General features: G+C 48.2%; 17 protein-coding genes. 2 read left to right on the top strand and 15 right to left on the bottom strand.

The window, feature by feature from the left end:
- Positions 1-8 precede the first annotated feature (8 nt).
- From MHZ92_RS07145 to rpmE, 3 genes are all read right to left on the bottom strand, one after another.
- Positions 9-1,013: a VanW family protein gene (locus tag MHZ92_RS07145; RefSeq protein WP_239430916.1), complete on the bottom strand. Its 1,005-nt coding sequence runs from the start codon at positions 1,011-1,013 to the stop codon at positions 9-11.
- Positions 1,014-1,139: 126 nt separating this feature from the next.
- Positions 1,140-1,742 carry a thymidine kinase gene (locus MHZ92_RS07140; protein ID WP_239430915.1) on the bottom strand — a complete coding sequence of 201 codons (603 nt, stop codon included), beginning with the start codon at positions 1,740-1,742 and terminating at the stop codon, positions 1,140-1,142.
- Between the two features lie 199 nt (positions 1,743-1,941).
- Positions 1,942-2,157, bottom strand: coding sequence for a 50S ribosomal protein L31 (rpmE, locus tag MHZ92_RS07135; RefSeq protein ID WP_147054073.1), 216 nt, complete (start codon positions 2,155-2,157; stop codon positions 1,942-1,944).
- Positions 2,158-2,211: 54 nt separating this feature from the next.
- On the opposite strand from rpmE, the gene MHZ92_RS07130 reads away from it, so the two are divergent.
- Entirely contained in the window at positions 2,212-2,469 is a 258-nt protein-coding gene (locus tag MHZ92_RS07130; RefSeq protein ID WP_239430914.1) for a hypothetical protein, read from the top strand.
- Between the two features lie 27 nt (positions 2,470-2,496).
- Here MHZ92_RS07130 and rho read toward each other — a convergent pair whose 3' ends face one another.
- The 6 genes from rho to MHZ92_RS07100 form a co-directional block, all read right to left on the bottom strand.
- On the bottom strand, positions 2,497-3,780 hold the full coding sequence (rho, locus tag MHZ92_RS07125; protein ID WP_239430913.1) for a transcription termination factor Rho: 1,284 nt from the start codon (positions 3,778-3,780) through the stop codon (positions 2,497-2,499).
- Between the two features lie 152 nt (positions 3,781-3,932).
- Positions 3,933-4,898, bottom strand: coding sequence for a class II fructose-bisphosphatase (glpX, locus tag MHZ92_RS07120; protein ID WP_239431240.1), 966 nt, complete (start codon positions 4,896-4,898; stop codon positions 3,933-3,935).
- Positions 4,899-5,008: 110 nt separating this feature from the next.
- Positions 5,009-6,286, bottom strand: coding sequence for a UDP-N-acetylglucosamine 1-carboxyvinyltransferase (locus MHZ92_RS07115; RefSeq protein WP_239430912.1), 1,278 nt, complete (start codon positions 6,284-6,286; stop codon positions 5,009-5,011).
- 20 nt (positions 6,287-6,306) lie between these two features.
- Positions 6,307-6,954 (bottom strand): fructose-6-phosphate aldolase, encoded by a 648-nt coding sequence (gene fsa, locus MHZ92_RS07110; RefSeq protein ID WP_239430911.1) that lies wholly within the window; start codon positions 6,952-6,954, stop codon positions 6,307-6,309.
- A gap of 90 nt (positions 6,955-7,044) precedes the next feature.
- Complete coding sequence (locus MHZ92_RS07105; protein ID WP_239430910.1) at positions 7,045-7,902, bottom strand: class II fructose-bisphosphate aldolase; 858 nt, start codon at positions 7,900-7,902, stop codon at positions 7,045-7,047.
- Between the two features lie 133 nt (positions 7,903-8,035).
- Positions 8,036-8,404 carry a response regulator gene (locus tag MHZ92_RS07100; protein ID WP_304649571.1) on the bottom strand — a complete coding sequence of 123 codons (369 nt, stop codon included), beginning with the start codon at positions 8,402-8,404 and terminating at the stop codon, positions 8,036-8,038.
- A 190-nt stretch (positions 8,405-8,594) separates the two neighbouring features.
- On the opposite strand from MHZ92_RS07100, the gene MHZ92_RS07095 reads away from it, so the two are divergent.
- Positions 8,595-9,116, top strand: a complete 522-nt coding sequence (locus tag MHZ92_RS07095; protein ID WP_239430908.1) for a DUF2529 family protein — start codon at positions 8,595-8,597, stop codon at positions 9,114-9,116.
- 253 nt (positions 9,117-9,369) lie between these two features.
- Here the strand turns inward: MHZ92_RS07095 and MHZ92_RS07090 are convergent, their stop codons facing one another.
- From MHZ92_RS07090 to MHZ92_RS07065, 6 genes are all read right to left on the bottom strand, one after another.
- Positions 9,370-10,983: a CTP synthase gene (locus MHZ92_RS07090; RefSeq protein ID WP_239430907.1), complete on the bottom strand. Its 1,614-nt coding sequence runs from the start codon at positions 10,981-10,983 to the stop codon at positions 9,370-9,372.
- Between the two features lie 167 nt (positions 10,984-11,150).
- Positions 11,151-11,732 (bottom strand): DNA-directed RNA polymerase subunit delta, encoded by a 582-nt coding sequence (rpoE, locus tag MHZ92_RS07085; RefSeq protein WP_370644648.1) that lies wholly within the window; start codon positions 11,730-11,732, stop codon positions 11,151-11,153.
- 57 nt (positions 11,733-11,789) lie between these two features.
- On the bottom strand, positions 11,790-11,954 hold the full coding sequence (locus tag MHZ92_RS07080) for a hypothetical protein (protein ID WP_239430903.1): 165 nt from the start codon (positions 11,952-11,954) through the stop codon (positions 11,790-11,792).
- Positions 11,955-12,082: 128 nt separating this feature from the next.
- Positions 12,083-15,340 (bottom strand): fused isobutyryl-CoA mutase/GTPase IcmF, encoded by a 3,258-nt coding sequence (gene icmF, locus MHZ92_RS07075; RefSeq protein ID WP_239430901.1) that lies wholly within the window; start codon positions 15,338-15,340, stop codon positions 12,083-12,085.
- 196 nt (positions 15,341-15,536) lie between these two features.
- Positions 15,537-16,163 carry a TetR/AcrR family transcriptional regulator gene (locus tag MHZ92_RS07070; RefSeq protein ID WP_239430898.1) on the bottom strand — a complete coding sequence of 209 codons (627 nt, stop codon included), beginning with the start codon at positions 16,161-16,163 and terminating at the stop codon, positions 15,537-15,539.
- 13 nt (positions 16,164-16,176) lie between these two features.
- The gene (locus tag MHZ92_RS07065; protein ID WP_239430897.1) at positions 16,177-17,316 is read right to left on the bottom strand and encodes an acyl-CoA dehydrogenase; all 1,140 of its coding nucleotides are present in this window, start codon (positions 17,314-17,316) and stop codon (positions 16,177-16,179) included.
- Positions 17,317-17,357 lie beyond the last annotated feature (41 nt).

The following is a 17,357-nucleotide window of genomic DNA, read 5'->3' as shown; positions in this document are numbered from 1 at the left end:
GTCGGAATTTACTTCAGGACATCAACATATTTCTGCGATGTTCTAATTTCAACTGTTAAAAAGTTTTTGCCGTAAATGGCTTTGACGAGGAGCGGGGCGTCGGTTGTGTTTTGGAATCTGAAGTCGAGGGCGCCGTAGGAGACGGTTGCATCCCTTCCTTTCGGGACGTAGCCAATGTCAATTGAATGATGGTGCCGCTCGATGTATTTCACTGGCAGTTGATCGATCGCGTTGAATAAGGTGGAGGATGTTTGGCAAATCCCTCCGCCTATTCCCATGACCAGTTTTTTGTTGATGATTTCCGGGGCTGGCTGGTAGCCGTTTGCTTCGTCACGTGGGCCGACGACGGTGTTAAAGGAGAAATGGTCTCCGCTTCCGATGATTACATTGTTAATCGCTTTCGCGGAAAGTTCGATATTTTTATTCCGGTTTGTGTCTGACGGATTGAAGTAGGTCGTGTACGTTGCGATTGTAACGTCATCCAAGTGAGGAACATCTTCCTGATCGTAGCCACTTTCCGTTACTTCGATCGGTAATTCGACATCGCCGCCTTCCGCGGACACTTCCATAATCCGCTCCACTAATATATTTTCACGCAACAGGATCAGAGGGCTTCCTTTGATGACTTGGCCTTGGTCGTCCAATTTGTCGAGGATCATCCGTTGATCGTAGCCGGATTTCCCTTCGGTTCCACGTGCCAACTCTTTCGCAAGTTTTTCGATTTTCGCAATGTATGCCTCGATGTCCATCTCAAAACCCAAATCAATCGGAGATAATGTGTGGATAATTTCATTGGTTGACGGGTCGATGATGTGAATAACTGCAGGCTCTGGTTCATTTCCCGGTTCCGTTTCGATATCAGGTTGAACTTCGGTTTCGTCGGTCGGTTGTTCCGTCGGCTCCGTTTGTTGTGGTGTATCGGTCTTTTTCCATTCGGAAGCTTGCTTTTGTTGGCATCCGAACAGTCCAATTGAACAAAGAAGAATGAGGACAAAAATCCATTTTTTCAACACGTTCCACCTCCCATCTTATTTTAGGGTTTGCCATAGCCATAATATTCAACGGATGTGGATAATGTGTTGGTGTAATTTTACCCAATAAAAAGACAGCATGGCGATTGTCCATGCTGTCTCCTACCTTTATTTCGCTTGTACACTAGCGGTTACGCCGCTCGGGACTTCGTGATGCGCACGGCATCTTGCTTCGTACGCTTCAGATGCACCGACGAGGATGATCGGATCATCGTAGCCGGCGGGTTGTCCGTTAATGAGCCGTTGCGTCCGGCTTGCGGGTGATCCGCAAACCGTACAGACCGCGTGCAGTTTTGTGACGTTTTCGGCTACTGCCATGAGCTGAGGCATTGGTCCGAACGGTTCGCCGCGGAAGTCTTGGTCCAGTCCAGCGACGATGACTCGGAATCCACGATCGGCCAATTCCATGACGACGTCGATGATGCCTTCGTCGAAAAATTGGGCTTCGTCGATTGCGATGACATCGTAATCATCTTTAATATGTTGCTCAATCTGCGTTGAATGCGCAACAGGGGTCGCGATTACAGTCGTTCCGTTATGGCTGACGACGGCTTCCTCGCTATATCGATCATCGATTTCGGGCTTGAACACTGCAATTTTCTGTTTGGCGAATTGCGAGCGCCGTACCCGTCGAATCAATTCCTCGGATTTTCCTGAAAACATACTTCCGCAAATTACTTCTATCCAGCCACCTTGCATTGACACGTACATGTTTGTTCCCCTCTCATCATTGCTCTATGTAAACGTTTTTCTTATGTTGTCGGAATGTCTATCATACATGAATTCATTGTAAAATTGACGTCTTTTCTTTCGTAGCGGAATATGTTATAGGATGTGAAAAATGCGGAGATCTATTGGTTTATTCCCAAATTGAAAACCCGCCAAACAATGTTGGCGGGTTGGAAGGTTCTTATTCTTGTCCTTCTTCTTTGAAGCCATATTTCTTGTTGAAGCGGTCGATACGTCCGTCCGCTGCAGCGAATTTTTGGCGTCCAGTGTAGAATGGGTGGCATTCCGAGCAAACTTCTACGCGGATGTCCTCTTTTACAGAACCTGTTTCGAATGTGTTTCCACATGAACAAGTAACTTTTGCAAGTTTGTAGTTTGGATGAATTCCTGCTCTCATCGGTCTCTCTCCTCTCGCCCTGAACCATCTGGAACAGAGTATTATTGTAGGGTGTTGCATAAGACTGATGCCTTACACGGTCCGAATATGTCAACCGCATATGCAGCAGATGGCTATAAACCATACTCGAAAAGTATAACAAATTCGTCAGGTGTTCGCAACTATTTAATTTCAAATATCACTGTTGATTTCCGTTCAAACAACGTCATTTTTGACGGCAAGCGCAAAGATGTGCTCGCAACGCTTTGCTTTTGCTCGCAAACTTCGTTCTTCGTGACGGCGTTCGCAACTATTTTATTTGACGGCGTTTGAAACTATTTTACATCGATTTTTTATTAATCAAAGTAGCCCTTTCCCATTGCGATGGGCTTTCATTTCTTCGTTGAGCTTGTCGAAAAATTCAGCGTTTGATTTGGATTGGCGTAGTTTTTTCAGGAAGCGTTCTGCGAAATCGGGTGCATCGGAGAATGTTTTCCGGATTGCCCACAGTTTTTCGAGTTGTTCGGATGGGATGAGCAGTTCCTCTTTACGCGTACCGGAGCGACGAATGTCGAGTGCCGGGAAGACGCGGCGTTCTGCGAGGCTGCGGTCCAGATGCAACTCCATGTTTCCGGTTCCTTTGAATTCTTCGTAAATGACTTCATCCATTCGTGAGCCTGTGTCGATTAAAGCTGTTGCTAGAATCGTTAAGCTGCCGCCTTCTTCAAGGTTTCGAGCCGCACCGAAGAACCGTTTCGGACGGTGGAATGCCGCAGGATCGATCCCTCCGGAAAGCGTACGGCCGCTTGGCGGGATGACGAGGTTATAAGCGCGTGCAAGTCTTGTAATGGAATCCATCAGAATGACGACGTCGCGTTTATGCTCGACGAGGCGCATGGCTCGTTCCAATACGAGTTCAGCGACTTTCACGTGGTTTTCCGGTACTTCGTCGAATGTCGAGCTGACAACATCGGCATTGACGGAACGTTCGATGTCCGTCACTTCCTCAGGACGCTCGTCGATTAACAGGACAATCAATTCCGCTTCGGGATGATTTGTCGTGATCGCATTGGCAATTTCTTTCAAAAGCATCGTTTTCCCTGCTTTTGGAGGCGCGACGATGAGTCCACGTTGGCCGAAACCGACTGGCGACACTAAGTCCATGATGCGTGTCGATAGTTTTGATGGCTTCGTTTCGAGTTTAATATGACGATCCGGATAAAGCGGTGTCAATGCTGGGAAGTGAACACGTTCCCTAGCGACTTCCGGGTCTTCCCCGTTGACGGCTTCGACTTGTAATAGACCGTAATAGCGTTCGTTCTCTTTCGGCGGACGCACTTTCCCTGTGACCTTGTCCCCGTTTCGAAGATCGAATCGTCTAATTTGAGAAGCGGAAATGTAGATGTCCTCAGAGCTTGGCGAGTAGTTGATTGGGCGGAGGAATCCGTATCCTTCTGATTGGATGATTTCGAGTACGCCTTCCATGAAGAAAAATCCTTCTTGTTCGGCTCTCGTTTTTAGAATGGCGAAGATGAGTTCTTTTTTCGTCAGTTTGCTGTAATAGGAGATTTTGTATTCTCTTGCAAGCTCGTATAACTCTTTCAAAGTCATATTTTCCAAGCTGGCGATCGTTAGAATTGACATAGTATCGTATGCTCCACTCTTTATTTGTTTTTCGTTTTAGGGTTTTCTACCGGGTAGGTGAATCTGTCAGTTGAAGGATGCCCGGCGTATTGCCGGGCAAGAGGCTTGCTGTTAATAGTGTTGTAACATAGATTTCCCGAAAATCAGTTTACTTAATCCTGCATAACTAGTAAAGGTTTTTTCTCCATGCTGTGGCGGCCTTCTACGAAGCGGATTGTGCCGGATTTGGAGCGCATGACGAGTGAGTGGGTTTTGCTGTAGCCGCCTTTGAATTGGACGCCTCGCAGCAATTCGCCGTCTGTGACTCCCGTTGCTGCGAAGATGGCGTCGTCGCCTTTTACGAGGTCATCCATGTAAAGCACTTTCTCGACGTCGATTCCCATTTTTTCGCAACGAAGGCGCTCTTCTTCATTTGAAGGGATGAGACGCCCTTGGATCTCCCCGCCTAGGCATTTGAGTCCGACTGCGGCGATGACGCCTTCAGGAGCCCCGCCTATACCGAACATAATATCGACGCCAGTGTCATCGAATGCTGTATTGATGGCAGCTGCCACGTCTCCATCGTCAATCAGCTTGATGCGCGCGCCAGCTGCTCTGATTTCTTCTATAATTTTAGAATGGCGTTCACGGTTCAGGACAGTTGCCACAACTTCATCGATCGATTTGTTTTTCGCTTTGGCGACAGCATGAAGATTATCTGTAATCGATGCGTCGATGTCGATTTTACCGACCGCTTCCGGTCCGACTGCGATTTTATTCATGTACATGTCAGGTGCGTTGAGGAGGTTGCCTTTATCTGCAATCGCGATGACGGCGAGTGCATTCCAGCCTCCTGATGCGACGATGTTCGTTCCTTCCACCGGGTCAACGGCAACATCCACTTCGGGACCTTGGCCTGTTCCGAGCTCTTCACCGATATAAAGCATCGGTGCTTCGTCCATTTCGCCTTCTCCGATTACGACGACCCCTTGCATCGGGATTGTGTCGAACACAGTACGCATCGCTTCCGTTGCGGCATCATCCGCTTCGTTTTTCAAACCGCGCCCCATCCAGCGGGCAGCCGATACAGCCGCCGCCTCTGTTACACGTACTAATTCCATCGATAAACTGCGTTCCATAATGATTGTTCCTCCCGTATAGCGCATTTCATTTCCAATCTTCATTTCAATGAAGTTCAACGCTTTTCATTTCAAATCATAAGTTTAGTATAGCATAAGGAAATTACCAATTATTCACTGATAGCCGCTTTTTCAGAGACGGCCTCTTTTCGGATGTCCGCTCCAATCCCCCGAAGTTTATCGATAAGGTCGCTGTAGCCCCGTTCAATATGTTGGATTTCCTGTATTTCCGTTTCACCGTCAGCGATTAGGCCTGCAATGACGAGAGCTGCACCTGCGCGGAGATCGGAAGCACGGACTGTTGCCGCTTGGAGATCTGTCGGTCCTGACAGAATGACCGATTGCCCTTCGACTTTTCCTTCGGCATTCATGCGCCTTAATTCGTCAATCTGCTTGAACCGTGCGGAATAGATCGTATCTGTAATAACAGATGACCCGTTCGCCTGCGTCAACAGGACGGAAAACGGCTGTTGCAGATCTGTCGGGAACCCTGGGTAGACGAGTGTTTTCACATCGACAGCTTGCAAATTTCTCGATTTCGGAATGAAAATATGCTCTTCCCGTTCCTCTACTTTGACGCCCATTTCACGCAATTTCGCAGTGAGCGCTTCCACGTGGAAAGGGATGACGTTGTCGATTGTAATGCCATCTCCGACTGCTGCAGCCATGATCATGAATGTTCCGGCCTCGATTCGATCCGGAATGATCGTATGCTTCGTTCCGTGCAGCCGTTCCACACCTTCAATACGGATGACATTCGTTCCCGCACCTTTAATGTTCGCCCCCATATTGGAGAGCAACGTGGCGACGTCGATGATTTCAGGTTCTTTCGCCGCGTTTTCGATGATCGTTCGCCCTTTAGCAAGCACTGCAGCGAGCATGATATTGATCGTTGCACCGACCGAGACGACATCGAGATAAATTTTAGCGCCCCGTAATTCATCAGCACGCAAATAGATAGCGCCGTGCTCATTGGTCACTTTTGCGCCTAATGCTTCGAAGCCTTTAATATGCTGGTCGATTGGACGCGGCCCTAGATGGCAGCCGCCTGGAAGTCCAATCGCGGCATGCTTGAACCGGCCGAGCATCGCCCCCATTAAATAATAGGAAGCTCTAAGCTTTTTAACATTGCCATTCGGAAGCGGCATAGCGATCATTTCAGACGGGTCAATCGTCATTTTTCCCGCTTCGAAATGTACTTTACCGCCAATATCTTCAAGGAGTGTTTGAAGCGTGTGAACGTCCGAGATTTCCGGAAGCCCGTCAATCGTGACGGTTGAATCCGCCAAGATAGAAGCCGGAATCAACGCGACTGCACTGTTTTTTGCTCCGCTCACTTTTATCGTTCCACGTAGAGGGTTGCCCCCTCTAATTTTATAAACGTCCATTTCAGTCTCCTTTAGGCGTTTCACTTGTTCTTTCTTGCTTCCCAATCGTCAAGGAATTGTTGGATCCCTTTATCTGTCAACGGGTGGTTGAACAATTGCTTAAGCACATTGTATGGAGTCGTTGCGATATGCGCTCCCGCTAGTGCTGCGTCTGTAATATGCTGCGGACTGCGGATGGATGCTGCGATGATTTGCGTATCCATGTCGTGGATTGTGAAAATGTCCGCGATTGTGCTGATCAGATGAATTCCTTCTTGACCGATGTCATCGAGTCTGCCGAGGAATGGGGATACATAAGTGGCTCCAGCGCGCGCAGCAAGCAATGCTTGGTTGGCACTGAAAATGAGGGTTACGTTTGTTTTGATGCCTTCTTGAGCGAAAACGGAGCACGCTTTCAGTCCTTCCGGTGTCATTGGTAGCTTGACGGTAATGTTCGGCGCGATTTTCGCAAGCTCGCGGCCTTCTTCGATCATTCCTTCTGCGTCGAGTGCGATGACTTCCGCGCTAACGGAACCGGGTACGAGTGCAGTAATTTCACGTAGTCTGTCGTGGAATGAAACATTTTCCTTTGCAACGAGAGATGGATTTGTTGTTACGCCGGATAGGATTCCCCAGCTGTGCGCTTCTTTGATTTCTTCAAAATTCGCTGTGTCGATGAAAAATTTCATTTGTGTTGTTCCTCCTTCATGATGGAAAAGAAGGAGAATGCATCTGTGTTCGATGCTTCTCCTGTTTTATATGTTAAGGATTTTTACTAATTAAGCTTTTCCCGAGCTACCAAATTCGCGCATTTTGCAGATGACTGTCTTTTTGATTGCTTCGCGCATGGGTGCTAGGTATTTACGTGGATCGTAGACGTTCGGGTCTGCGTTTAATGTTTCGCGGACCGCTTTCGTTCCTTCGATTTGATTTTCAGTGTTGACGTTGATTTTTGCTGTTCCGAGCGAGATGGCACGTTGGATATCTTTTGTCGGGATGCCTGTTCCTCCATGAAGGACGAGTGGAAGGTCTGATTGGCTTGAGATTTCTTCCATCTCTTTGAACCCTAAATTCGGTTCGCCTTTGTAAGGGCCGTGAACGGATCCGAGTGCCGGTGCTAAGCAGTCGATGTCTGTCGCGTCGACGAGTTGCTTGCATTCTGCCGGATCAGCGTAAATGACTCCATCCGCTACGACATCGTCTTCCTGTCCCCCGACGACGCCAAGCTCTGCTTCAACGGAAACGCCTTTTGCGTGAGCATATTCCACAACTTTTTTCGTAATTTCAATATTTTCTTCAAGAGGTTTGGAAGATGCGTCGATCATTACGGACGTGAATCCTGCATCGATCGCCTCTTTGCATTTTTCGAAACTGGATCCGTGGTCAAGATGGATAGCGACAGGGACAGTGATATTATAATCATGCATCAACCCTTTTACCATGTTGACGACTGTCGTAAACCCGCCCATATAACGCCCTGCCCCTTCGGACACACCGAGGATGACCGGGGAATTTTCTTCTTGTGCGGCTTGCAGGATTGCTTGCGTATATTCCAGATTGTTCAGATTGAACTGCCCAATTGCATATCCTTCTTTCTTGCCTTTGATCATCATTTCTTTCATTGACACAAGTGCCATTGCAATATCCTCCTCCAGATCGTCGAGATGAATTTATTATTTGATGCGCTATTTACCTTTTCATCATAACAAAAACAGACAGTATTTACTACTGTCTGAGTCATTGCCACAGCACTTCTACGTTTGCCGATTTTTAATTTACGTTCCGACTCAAAATTTCAATCACTGCATCACGAACTTCATAAATATTGAACGGTTTCGTAAAAAAAAGTTCTACCCCGTATTCCGTCGCCTCTTCCATCAATTCGACTTCCCCATAAGCCGTCATCATAACGACTGGAATGTGCGGCCACTCTCTCTTTAGCCTCTTTAGCACTTCAACCCCGTTAATTCCCGGCATTTTCATGTCCAGCAAGACACAATCAGGTTCTTTCTCTGTAACTGATTGAAGGGCTTCTCCGCCATTTGCGGCCAACCTCGCTTCAAACCCCTCTTTTGTGAATACCTCGTGTAATAATAGTCGTATTCCGGCTTGATCGTCGACGATTAGCAAGCTTTTCAAAAGGCCCCACCCCTTTTTTAAATATTGACCCTTAGTTGAATGCTGATGCATTAGATACTATAGTTTGACAAAAAAGTTGAATCTCCTTCTTTTTTGCAACATTATTGTAATATTATTTCAATTTCATGACGGGTAGGAAAGCTTGGTTTTATGTACGTGAAAAAATATAATAAAGAATGAGGTGGTTGAGATGAAAATATTGACGACACAAATTGGTGGGCTCTTGCAGCGTGCCGGTTCGAATAATGAAGAGGCTGTCGAGGAGACCGCCCGGCTATTGGCTCAGGCGACAATCGGGGAAGGTCGCGTCATCTTCGCTGGATTCGATGAACTGGAAGCGGTCGGATTGAACGCGATTTTTGCTGCGGAACCATTCCGGGGTGCTGTGCGATATGATGACGGAATGGAGATTCATTCCGCGGACCGAGTTTGGTTATTTACCCGATCGGCGACGGATGTGCGAGCACTTCAGTTGGCGCGAATGCTTGCGGAACAATTTATTCCATTCGCGGTCGTGGCAGGCGAGAAGGCAACGGAAGACAATGAATTGGCAGATTTGGCCTATACGTATATGGCGACAGGCGTCGTGAAAGGGATCTTGCCGGGCGAGGCCATCGGCAGCCGGATCGTTCAGCCGCATGTCTTGGTTGCGCTCTTTTTGTATGAGGCTGTCAAGATGGCGTATGACGAGATGGTGAGCGAAGAGGAGTAAGTAATTGGCGGAAGTTTATGAGCATGTATGCGGATTTATGCGCATTTGACGGAATTTATGCGTGATTGCCGAGATTTATGCGTGAATAAATGATTTTATGCTTATTTGGCGGGTTTTATGCGTAATTCGTCGGATATTATGCATAAAATATTATTTTTATACAAAATCTAGGGATTTCGTCATAATTTCATTAGATTTTTTATCCGAAAAATAAAAACAGAAACCATCGTTTTGATGGTTTCTGTTTTTTTGTTTAGGCGTTTTGGTGCGCAAGTGCTGCGCGGATGAATTCGCGAATGAGCGGCTGAGGGCGGGTCGGGCGTGATGCGAATTCTGGATGGAATTGAGTTCCGATGAAGAACGGATGGTCCTGCAATTCAATGATTTCCACGAGATGTCCATCCGGGCTTTCTCCAGAGACGATCATACCGGCGCTTTCGAACGACTCACGGAATTTATTGTTGAATTCATAGCGGTGGCGGTGGCGCTCGTATACCAATTCGTCGTTATACGCTTCTTGCGCTTTTGTGCCTTCCTTCAATTTACAAGGGTGAGCGCCGAGTCGCATATCGCCACTCACCTGTTCAATATCGGAACGGTCTTCGAAATAACGGTTGTTTTCGATGACTGCGTTTTCTGTTTCACCGTCGAATTCAGCTGAATGTGCGTCTTTTATTCCAAGGACGTCACGAGCAAATTCCACTGCAGCAAGCTGCATGCCGAGCCCTACGCCGAAAAATGGAACGCCGTTTTCACGTGCATAGCAGACTGCTTCGATTTTGCCGTCGATGCCGCGGTCGCCGAAGCCGCCTGGCACGAAAATGCCGTCCGCGTCTTGTAAGATTTCTGCGACGTTTTCTTTCGTCACTTCTTCGGAATTGATCCAGTCGATCTCGATATCCGTATCGAATTCGTATCCAGCGTGGCGGAATGCCTCGACCGCCGAAATATACGCGTCTTGCAACTCAACATATTTACCGACAAGGGCAATTTTCACTTTCCGTGATAAATTCCGCACGCGGTTGACGAGCTCCTCGATTTCCGTCAAGTCCGGCTCTTTCGTTTCGAGTCCGAGGAAATCAACGACGATCTTGTCCATATTTTGCGCGTGTAGTCGGATTGGTACTTCGTATAATGTTTCGGCGTCAAGCGCCTCGATTACTTCTTCCGGCTTGATGTTACAGAACAGGGCGATTTTGTCCTTCATTTCTTGAGGGACTGGGTACTCGCTTCGCACGACGATCATATTCGGCTGGATACCGAGACCGCGCAATTCCTTCACGCTATGTTGTGTCGGCTTCGTTTTCATTTCACCTGCAGCGTGCAAATACGGAATAAGTGTGTTGTGAATGTACATGACATCGTTTTTGCCAAGGTCCGTTTTCATTTGGCGAATTGCTTCAAGGTATGGGAGCGACTCAATGTCGCCAACGCTTCCGCCGATTTCGGTAATGACGACGTCTGCATTCGTTTCTTGGCCCGCTCTTTTGATAAGATTCTTAATTTCATTTGTAATATGAGGGATAACTTGTACTGTCGCCCCTTTGTATTCGCCGCGGCGCTCTTTCCGCAGCACGGAGGAGTATACTTTCCCCATTGTGACATTGGAGTATTTGTTTAATTTAATGTCGATGAACCGTTCATAATGCCCGATGTCGAGGTCGGTTTCCGCACCGTCTTCCGTGACGAACACTTCCCCGTGCTGGTATGGACTCATCATCCGCGGGTCGAGGTTGATGTACGGGTCAAATTTTTGGTTCGTTACTTGGAGTCCTCTTTGTTTCAACAGTCTTCCAAGGGAAGCGGCATTAATTCCCTTTCCTAGTGATGATACGACTCCACCCGTAACAAAGATATATTTTGTCATCTATGTCTCCTCCTTTTTGATAGGGGTCGATCGAATGAAAATACAAAAAAGCGCTCCACTGTAGTCTATCTACAAGAGGAGCGCTTATACACGGATTCATGTGTCCTTTTTCAAGGAGCCCAATTAGAAGCTTAAATCCTTAAACGCCCGAAGTCAAGTGGAAAGTGTCAGAGAAGGTCCTCTTCTTCTTCGTCTTCCTCGTCTTCTTCGTCAACATCGTCAATATCCAATTCATCGTCAGGAACGATTTCGAGTCCTTCATCATCATCGATCAAGTCTTCTTCGATTTCGATGATTTCCTCTTCATCTTCCTCTTCATCTAATTCGTCTTCGTCATCATCGAGCTCGTCGAATTCCTCGTCGAACAGCAGCTCGTCTTCGTCGATTTCTTCCTCGTCCTCTTCTTCTTCTTCATCATCGTCATACGCTTTTTTCTTTTTCTTCTTGCGGACTTTTACGACCGGAGCTGTTTCTTCTTCAATCTGTTCGACTGGATACCATTCACGCAAGCCCCATTGGTTGTTGTTAATGGCAAGGAATCTTCCATCGATATTCATATCTGTGTAGAATTGGAGGAGCCTGTCCTTCATTTGGCTCTCCGACATTCCTGTCAATTCACGGATCTCGTTCATTAGTTGTTCAAGTGTCAATGCTTCCCGTCGTTCCGTTAAGATGGCATAAGCAATATCGATCATTGATTCTTCCAGAAGTTCTTCTTTCGTTAATTCATGTAGATTCAACGTACGCACGTCCTTTCTCTGAGCAAAAGCATACTTATCATTATATACAATGATGTGCCTGTTATGCTACCATCTTCTACTCTTCTTGAGGCGTTGAAATTCTTTCACGCTGACGTAGCCGAGATATAGGGCGGCAAGTAAGAAAGGGATGGCGCCGTAACCTGCACCGTACAAGGAAATGATGAGGATTATGATCACTATAATTATCAACATATGATGATACAGTTTCATCTCCTCACCTCTTTCCCTTTTTTCTTCTTATTATACGTGGTAGGAACAGGAAAAATCCAATAATGTTCATGATTTTCAAAATGTTTTTCGAAAAAAAGAACGCCCTTTACTTAGAGCGTTCCCCCTTTTTACATATTCCTACGGTATTGACCGCCGACTTCGTAGAGTGCGTTCGTAATCTGACCGAGGCTTGCGACTTTGACCGTTTCCATCAATTCGGCGAAGATGTTGCCGCCGGATACCGCGACTTCCTGCAGTTTCCGTAATGCAGCCGCCGACTCGTCACGATGCTCGGCTTGGAAAGCACGCAAGTTGGCAATTTGCGTCTCTTTCTCTTCCTTCGTGGCGCGTGCGATTTCCATATTGTCGATGTCTTCTTCGGATGGCGGGTTCGGGTTTAAATACGTGTTGACGCCGATGATCGGCAATTCGCCCGAGTGCTTCTTCATTTCGTAGAGCATCGATTCCTCTTGGATTTTGCCGCGCTGGTATTGCGTTTCCATCGAGCCGAGAACGCCGCCACGGTCATTGAGCCGTTCAAATTCCTGCAGGACGGACTCTTCGACGAGGTCCGTCAGCTCTTCGATGATGAACGAGCCTTGGAGCGGGTTTTCATTTTTCGATAAACCATGCTCCTTCGTAATGATCATCTGGATCGCCATCGCGCGTCGGACCGATTCTTCCGTCGGCGTTGTGATCGCTTCGTCGTACGCGTTCGTATGGAGCGAGTTGCAGTTGTCCTGCAAAGCCATCAGCGCCTGGAGCGTCGTCCGGATGTCGTTGAAGTCGATTTCCTGCGCATGCAAGCTTCGGCCGGACGTCTGTACGTGGTACTTTAGCTTTTGGCTCCGTTCGTTTGCGCCGTATTTCTCGCGCATCGCGACAGCCCAGATTCGCCTTGCAACGCGACCGATGACCGTATATTCCGGATCGAGCCCGTTCGAGAAGAAGAACGAGAGATTCGGAGCGAAATCGTCGATATGCATTCCGCGGCTCAAATAATACTCCACATACGTAAAGCCATTCGCGAGCGTGAAGGCGAGCTGCGAAATCGGGTTCGCCCCCGCTTCCGCGATATGGTAGCCGGAAATCGAGACGGAATAGTAGTTCCGCACTTTCTGGTCAATGAAATATTGCTGGATGTCCCCCATCATGCGGAGTGCGAATTCTGTCGAGAAGATGCACGTATTTTGTCCTTGGTCTTCTTTTAGAATGTCTGCTTGCACCGTTCCGCGCACGACTTGAAGCGTCGCGTTGCGGACTTCCGTGAATTCCTCGACTGTCAGCACGCGGCCGAGCTCCTCTTCCTTCTTCTTCACTTGCTGATCGATGGCCGTGTTCATGAACATCGCAAGAATGATCGGCGCCGGGCCGTTGATCGTCATCGAGACGGACGTCGAAGGTGCGCATAGGTCGAAGCCGTCATATAGCTTTTTCATGTCGTCAAGTGTACAAATGCTGACCCCTGATTCTCCGACTTTCCCGAAAATATCCGGACGCTCGTTGGGATCTTCTCCGTATAACGTCACCGAGTCGAAAGCGGTGGATAGCCGTTTTGCATCGTCATCTTTCGAGAGATAATGGAATCGGCGGTTCGTCCGTTCCGGCGTTCCCTCGCCAGCGAATTGACGTTTCGGGTCTTCGCCTTCCCGCTTGAACGGGAAAACGCCAGCTGTATATGGGAATGAACCCGGGACGTTCTCTTTGTACACCCAGCGAAGGATTTCACCGTAGTCCTTGAATTTCGGCAAGGACACTTTTGGAATCTTCAACCCTGACAGACTGGTTGTTGTCAGTAATGTACGAAGCTCTTTATCACGGATTTTCGTAATGAATTCATCGCCTGCATATGATTCTTTCAAAGTTTCCCAGTTGTTGAGAATCCGCTTTGATTCCGCGGAAAGCTCTTCACGGACACCTTCCGCTAGAGATTCAAGCGAAGCCGTGAGCGCATTGTCAGGCGATTTTTCATTCACCGCTTCAATCGCACCTTCGAGCTGGAATAAACGGCGGGCAAGGTCCACTTGCTGCTCGGATTTTTTATGATAGTCGCGGATCGTGCTAGAGATTTCGCGTAAATAATGGACGCGATCGTTTGGAATAATGACGTTCTGCTTTTGTGTCTTTACGAAGTCCGTATAGGACGTCTCCCAGTCGAGGCCGCATTTTTCATTCAACTTCGAAACGAGCGCAGCGAACAGCGAGTTCGTCCCTTTGTCGTTAAATTGACTCGCGATCGTGCCGTAGACAGGCATCGTGCCGAGGTCCTTATCGAATAGGAGATGGCTCCGCTGGTATTGCTTCTGTACTTGGCTGAGCGCATCCTCGGACCCTTTCCGCTCGAATTTATTAATGACGATCAAATCTGCGAAATCGATCATGTCGATCTTTTCAAGCTGTGTCGGCGCACCGAACTCGCTCGTCATGACGTACATCGACACGTCGGACACTTCCGTAATTTGCGCGTCGCCTTGTCCGATACCGCTCGTCTCGACGATGATCAGGTCGAAGCCTGCTGTTTTCACGACGTCGAGCACGTCTTTGATAGCACCCGACAATTCGGAGCGGGAACCGCGTGTCGCGAGGCTTCGCATGAAGACGCGCTTGTTGAAAATCGCGTTCATGCGGATCCGGTCGCCGAGCAGCGCACCGCCCGTCTTCTGTTTCGTCGGATCGATTGAGAGGATCGCCACTTTCTTATCCGGCAGTTCGCGCAGGAAACGTCGGATCAGTTCATCCGTGAGCGAGCTCTTCCCCGCTCCGCCGGTACCTGTAATTCCAAGGACAGGCGTGTTTTTCGATAGTTCCCTAGCTTTTTCGATTAGTTTAATCGCGGCAGGGTTTTCCTTGTCATACATCTCTTCCGCGTACGTAATCAAATTGGCGAGCACTTCGGGTTTGTCCGTACTCACTTTTTCGAGATTCGCCATCTCGTCATCCACTTCGGTAAGGAAATCGCATTCCTCCACCATCCGGTTGATCATCCCTTGGAGCCCCATTTTACGTCCGTCTTCGGGCGAGAAGATCCAGGCGATTCCATAGTCATGCAATTCCTTGATTTCCTTCGGCAAGATGACGCCCCCACCGCCACCGTAAATCCGGATATGCGGAGCGCCTTTTTCCTGCAGCAAGTCGTACATATATTTGAAGTATTCGACATGCCCGCCTTGGTACGAGGAAATGGCGATTCCTTGCACATCTTCCTGAATCGCCGCGTTGACGACCTCTTCGACGGATCGGTTATGCCCTAAGTGGATCACTTCCGCCCCCGTCGACTGCAAAATGCGGCGCATAATATTAATGGACGCGTCATGCCCATCAAACAAGCTGGACGCCGTCACGAAACGAACATGGTGCTTCGGTTTGTAAACCTCTATCGTAGTCATTATCACACACCCCTTTTTATTGATCCCCTTTTGCGGTTTGCGGTGCCTGTGCACCACACTATTCAGTTTATTAACTACAATTGCATAAAACTGAAATAGGAAAGCAGTTGTACCGGTATTTTATGCATTTCGGATTGTATATTCATACTTCTGGATGAATTGTCATAAATGCACCTTGCACAGGCACCGGCACAATTTATCGAGTCTTCACGAGTCCGTTGAACAATTGGTCTGTTTGAGAGCTGATGAATTCTTCGATCGTGTAGTTACCGCGTAATGCCCATCTGCGGAATGCCCACATTTGGCCTTGGACGACGACGTGGTGTGCTGCCATGTCAACCGCCTCTTCGCTAATGCGCAATTCGCCCGACTTGACGCATGCGGTTAGCAAGTTCTTAAATAACGCGACCATTTCCAACTCTTTTTTTAGAACATATTGGAGCGCGTCCTTCGGCAATGATTTGGATTCTTGGTACATGACAACGAACTCGTCGGACATGTCGTCGATCAGGCGATAGTACGTGCCGATTGCTTCACGCAGTCCTGTAATATTTCCTTCTTGGTCCATAAGAGTCGATAGGCGACTCTGCACTTCATTGTAAATACTGTCGCAGACGAGGTAGAGGACGTCCTCTTTCGTCCGGATATATTCATAGAGCGTGCCGATGCTGAAGCCTGCTGCTTTGGCGATTTCTCTCGTCGTCGCCCGGTGGAAGCCTTTCTCCTTGAACAGTTTCACGGCTCCATCAATGATTTGCTCGCGCCTTTTTTCAATTAAATTTTCATCTTTGACCGATGATTTTACTTCACGTTTCAATTGCATAGTGCACCCCCGATTATTTTGTTAGCATGCGGGAGATGACGAGACGTTGAATTTCCTGCGTTCCTTCGTAAATTTGCGTAATTTTCGCGTCGCGCATATATCGCTCGACTGGATAATCCTTCGTATAGCCATAACCGCCATACACTTGGACCGCTTCCGTCGTCACTTTCATCGCTGTATCTCCTGCCATCAGTTTCGCCATGGCAGATGCTTTTCCATACGGCAAGTCGTTGGATTCGAGCCACGCTGCTTGGTAAGTAAGCAATCGGGAAGCTTCCGTCGCCGTTGCCATGTCTGCAAGTTTGAAGCCGACGCCCTGGTTTGCCGCAATCGGCTTGCCGAATTGAACGCGCTCTTTCGCATATTCGACTGCCGCGTCAAGCGCCCCTTGTGCGATGCCGACCGCTTGCGCAGCAATTCCGTTTCGGCCGCCGTCCAACGTCTTCATCGCGATAATAAATCCTTCGCCTTCCGCGCCTAACAAATTTTCCTTCGGTACGCGGCAATTGTCAAACATGATTTCCGTTGTCGGTGATGAACGGATGCCGAGTTTCTTCTCTTTCTTGCCGACCGAGAAGCCAGGGAAGTCCTTCTCCACGATGAACGCGCTCGTTCCTTTATGCTTCGATTCCTGATCGGTCACGGCAAACACGATGTAAATATCCGCAATTCCACCGTTTGTAATGAAAATCTTCGAGCCGTTTAGTACGTAATCGTCTCCGTCTAGCTTCGCAGTCGTACGCATACCGCCAGCATCAGACCCGGAACCTGGCTCAGTCAAGCCATACGCGCCAATTTTCGTTCCTTCCGCCATCGGACGAAGGTATTTCTGTTTTTGCTCCTCCGTTCCGAATTTATAAACCGGCCAGCCTGCAAGCGATGTATGGGCCGATAATGTTACGCCTGTCGATGCACAAACTCGTGACAGCTCCTCTACAGCGATGCAATACGCAAGATAATCGCTTCCGATGCCGCCGTATTCTTCCGGCCAAGGAATCCCCGTCAGTCCAAGCTCAGCCATCTTATTCCAAATATCCATATCAAAGCGCTCTTCCTCATCACGCTCTGCAGCTGTCGGTGCAACATCCTTCTCCGCAAAATCCCGCACCATTTTCCGAATCATTTCATGCTCTTCCGATAATTTAAAGTCCATGTCAACTTCCTCCTAGGTATGTTCTCTCTTTTTTAATACGG

This window comes from Sporosarcina sp. ACRSL, assembly GCF_022346605.1.
Classification (GTDB): domain Bacteria; phylum Bacillota; class Bacilli; order Bacillales_A; family Planococcaceae; genus Sporosarcina.
This window is presented reverse-complemented; position numbering and strand designations above follow the sequence as displayed.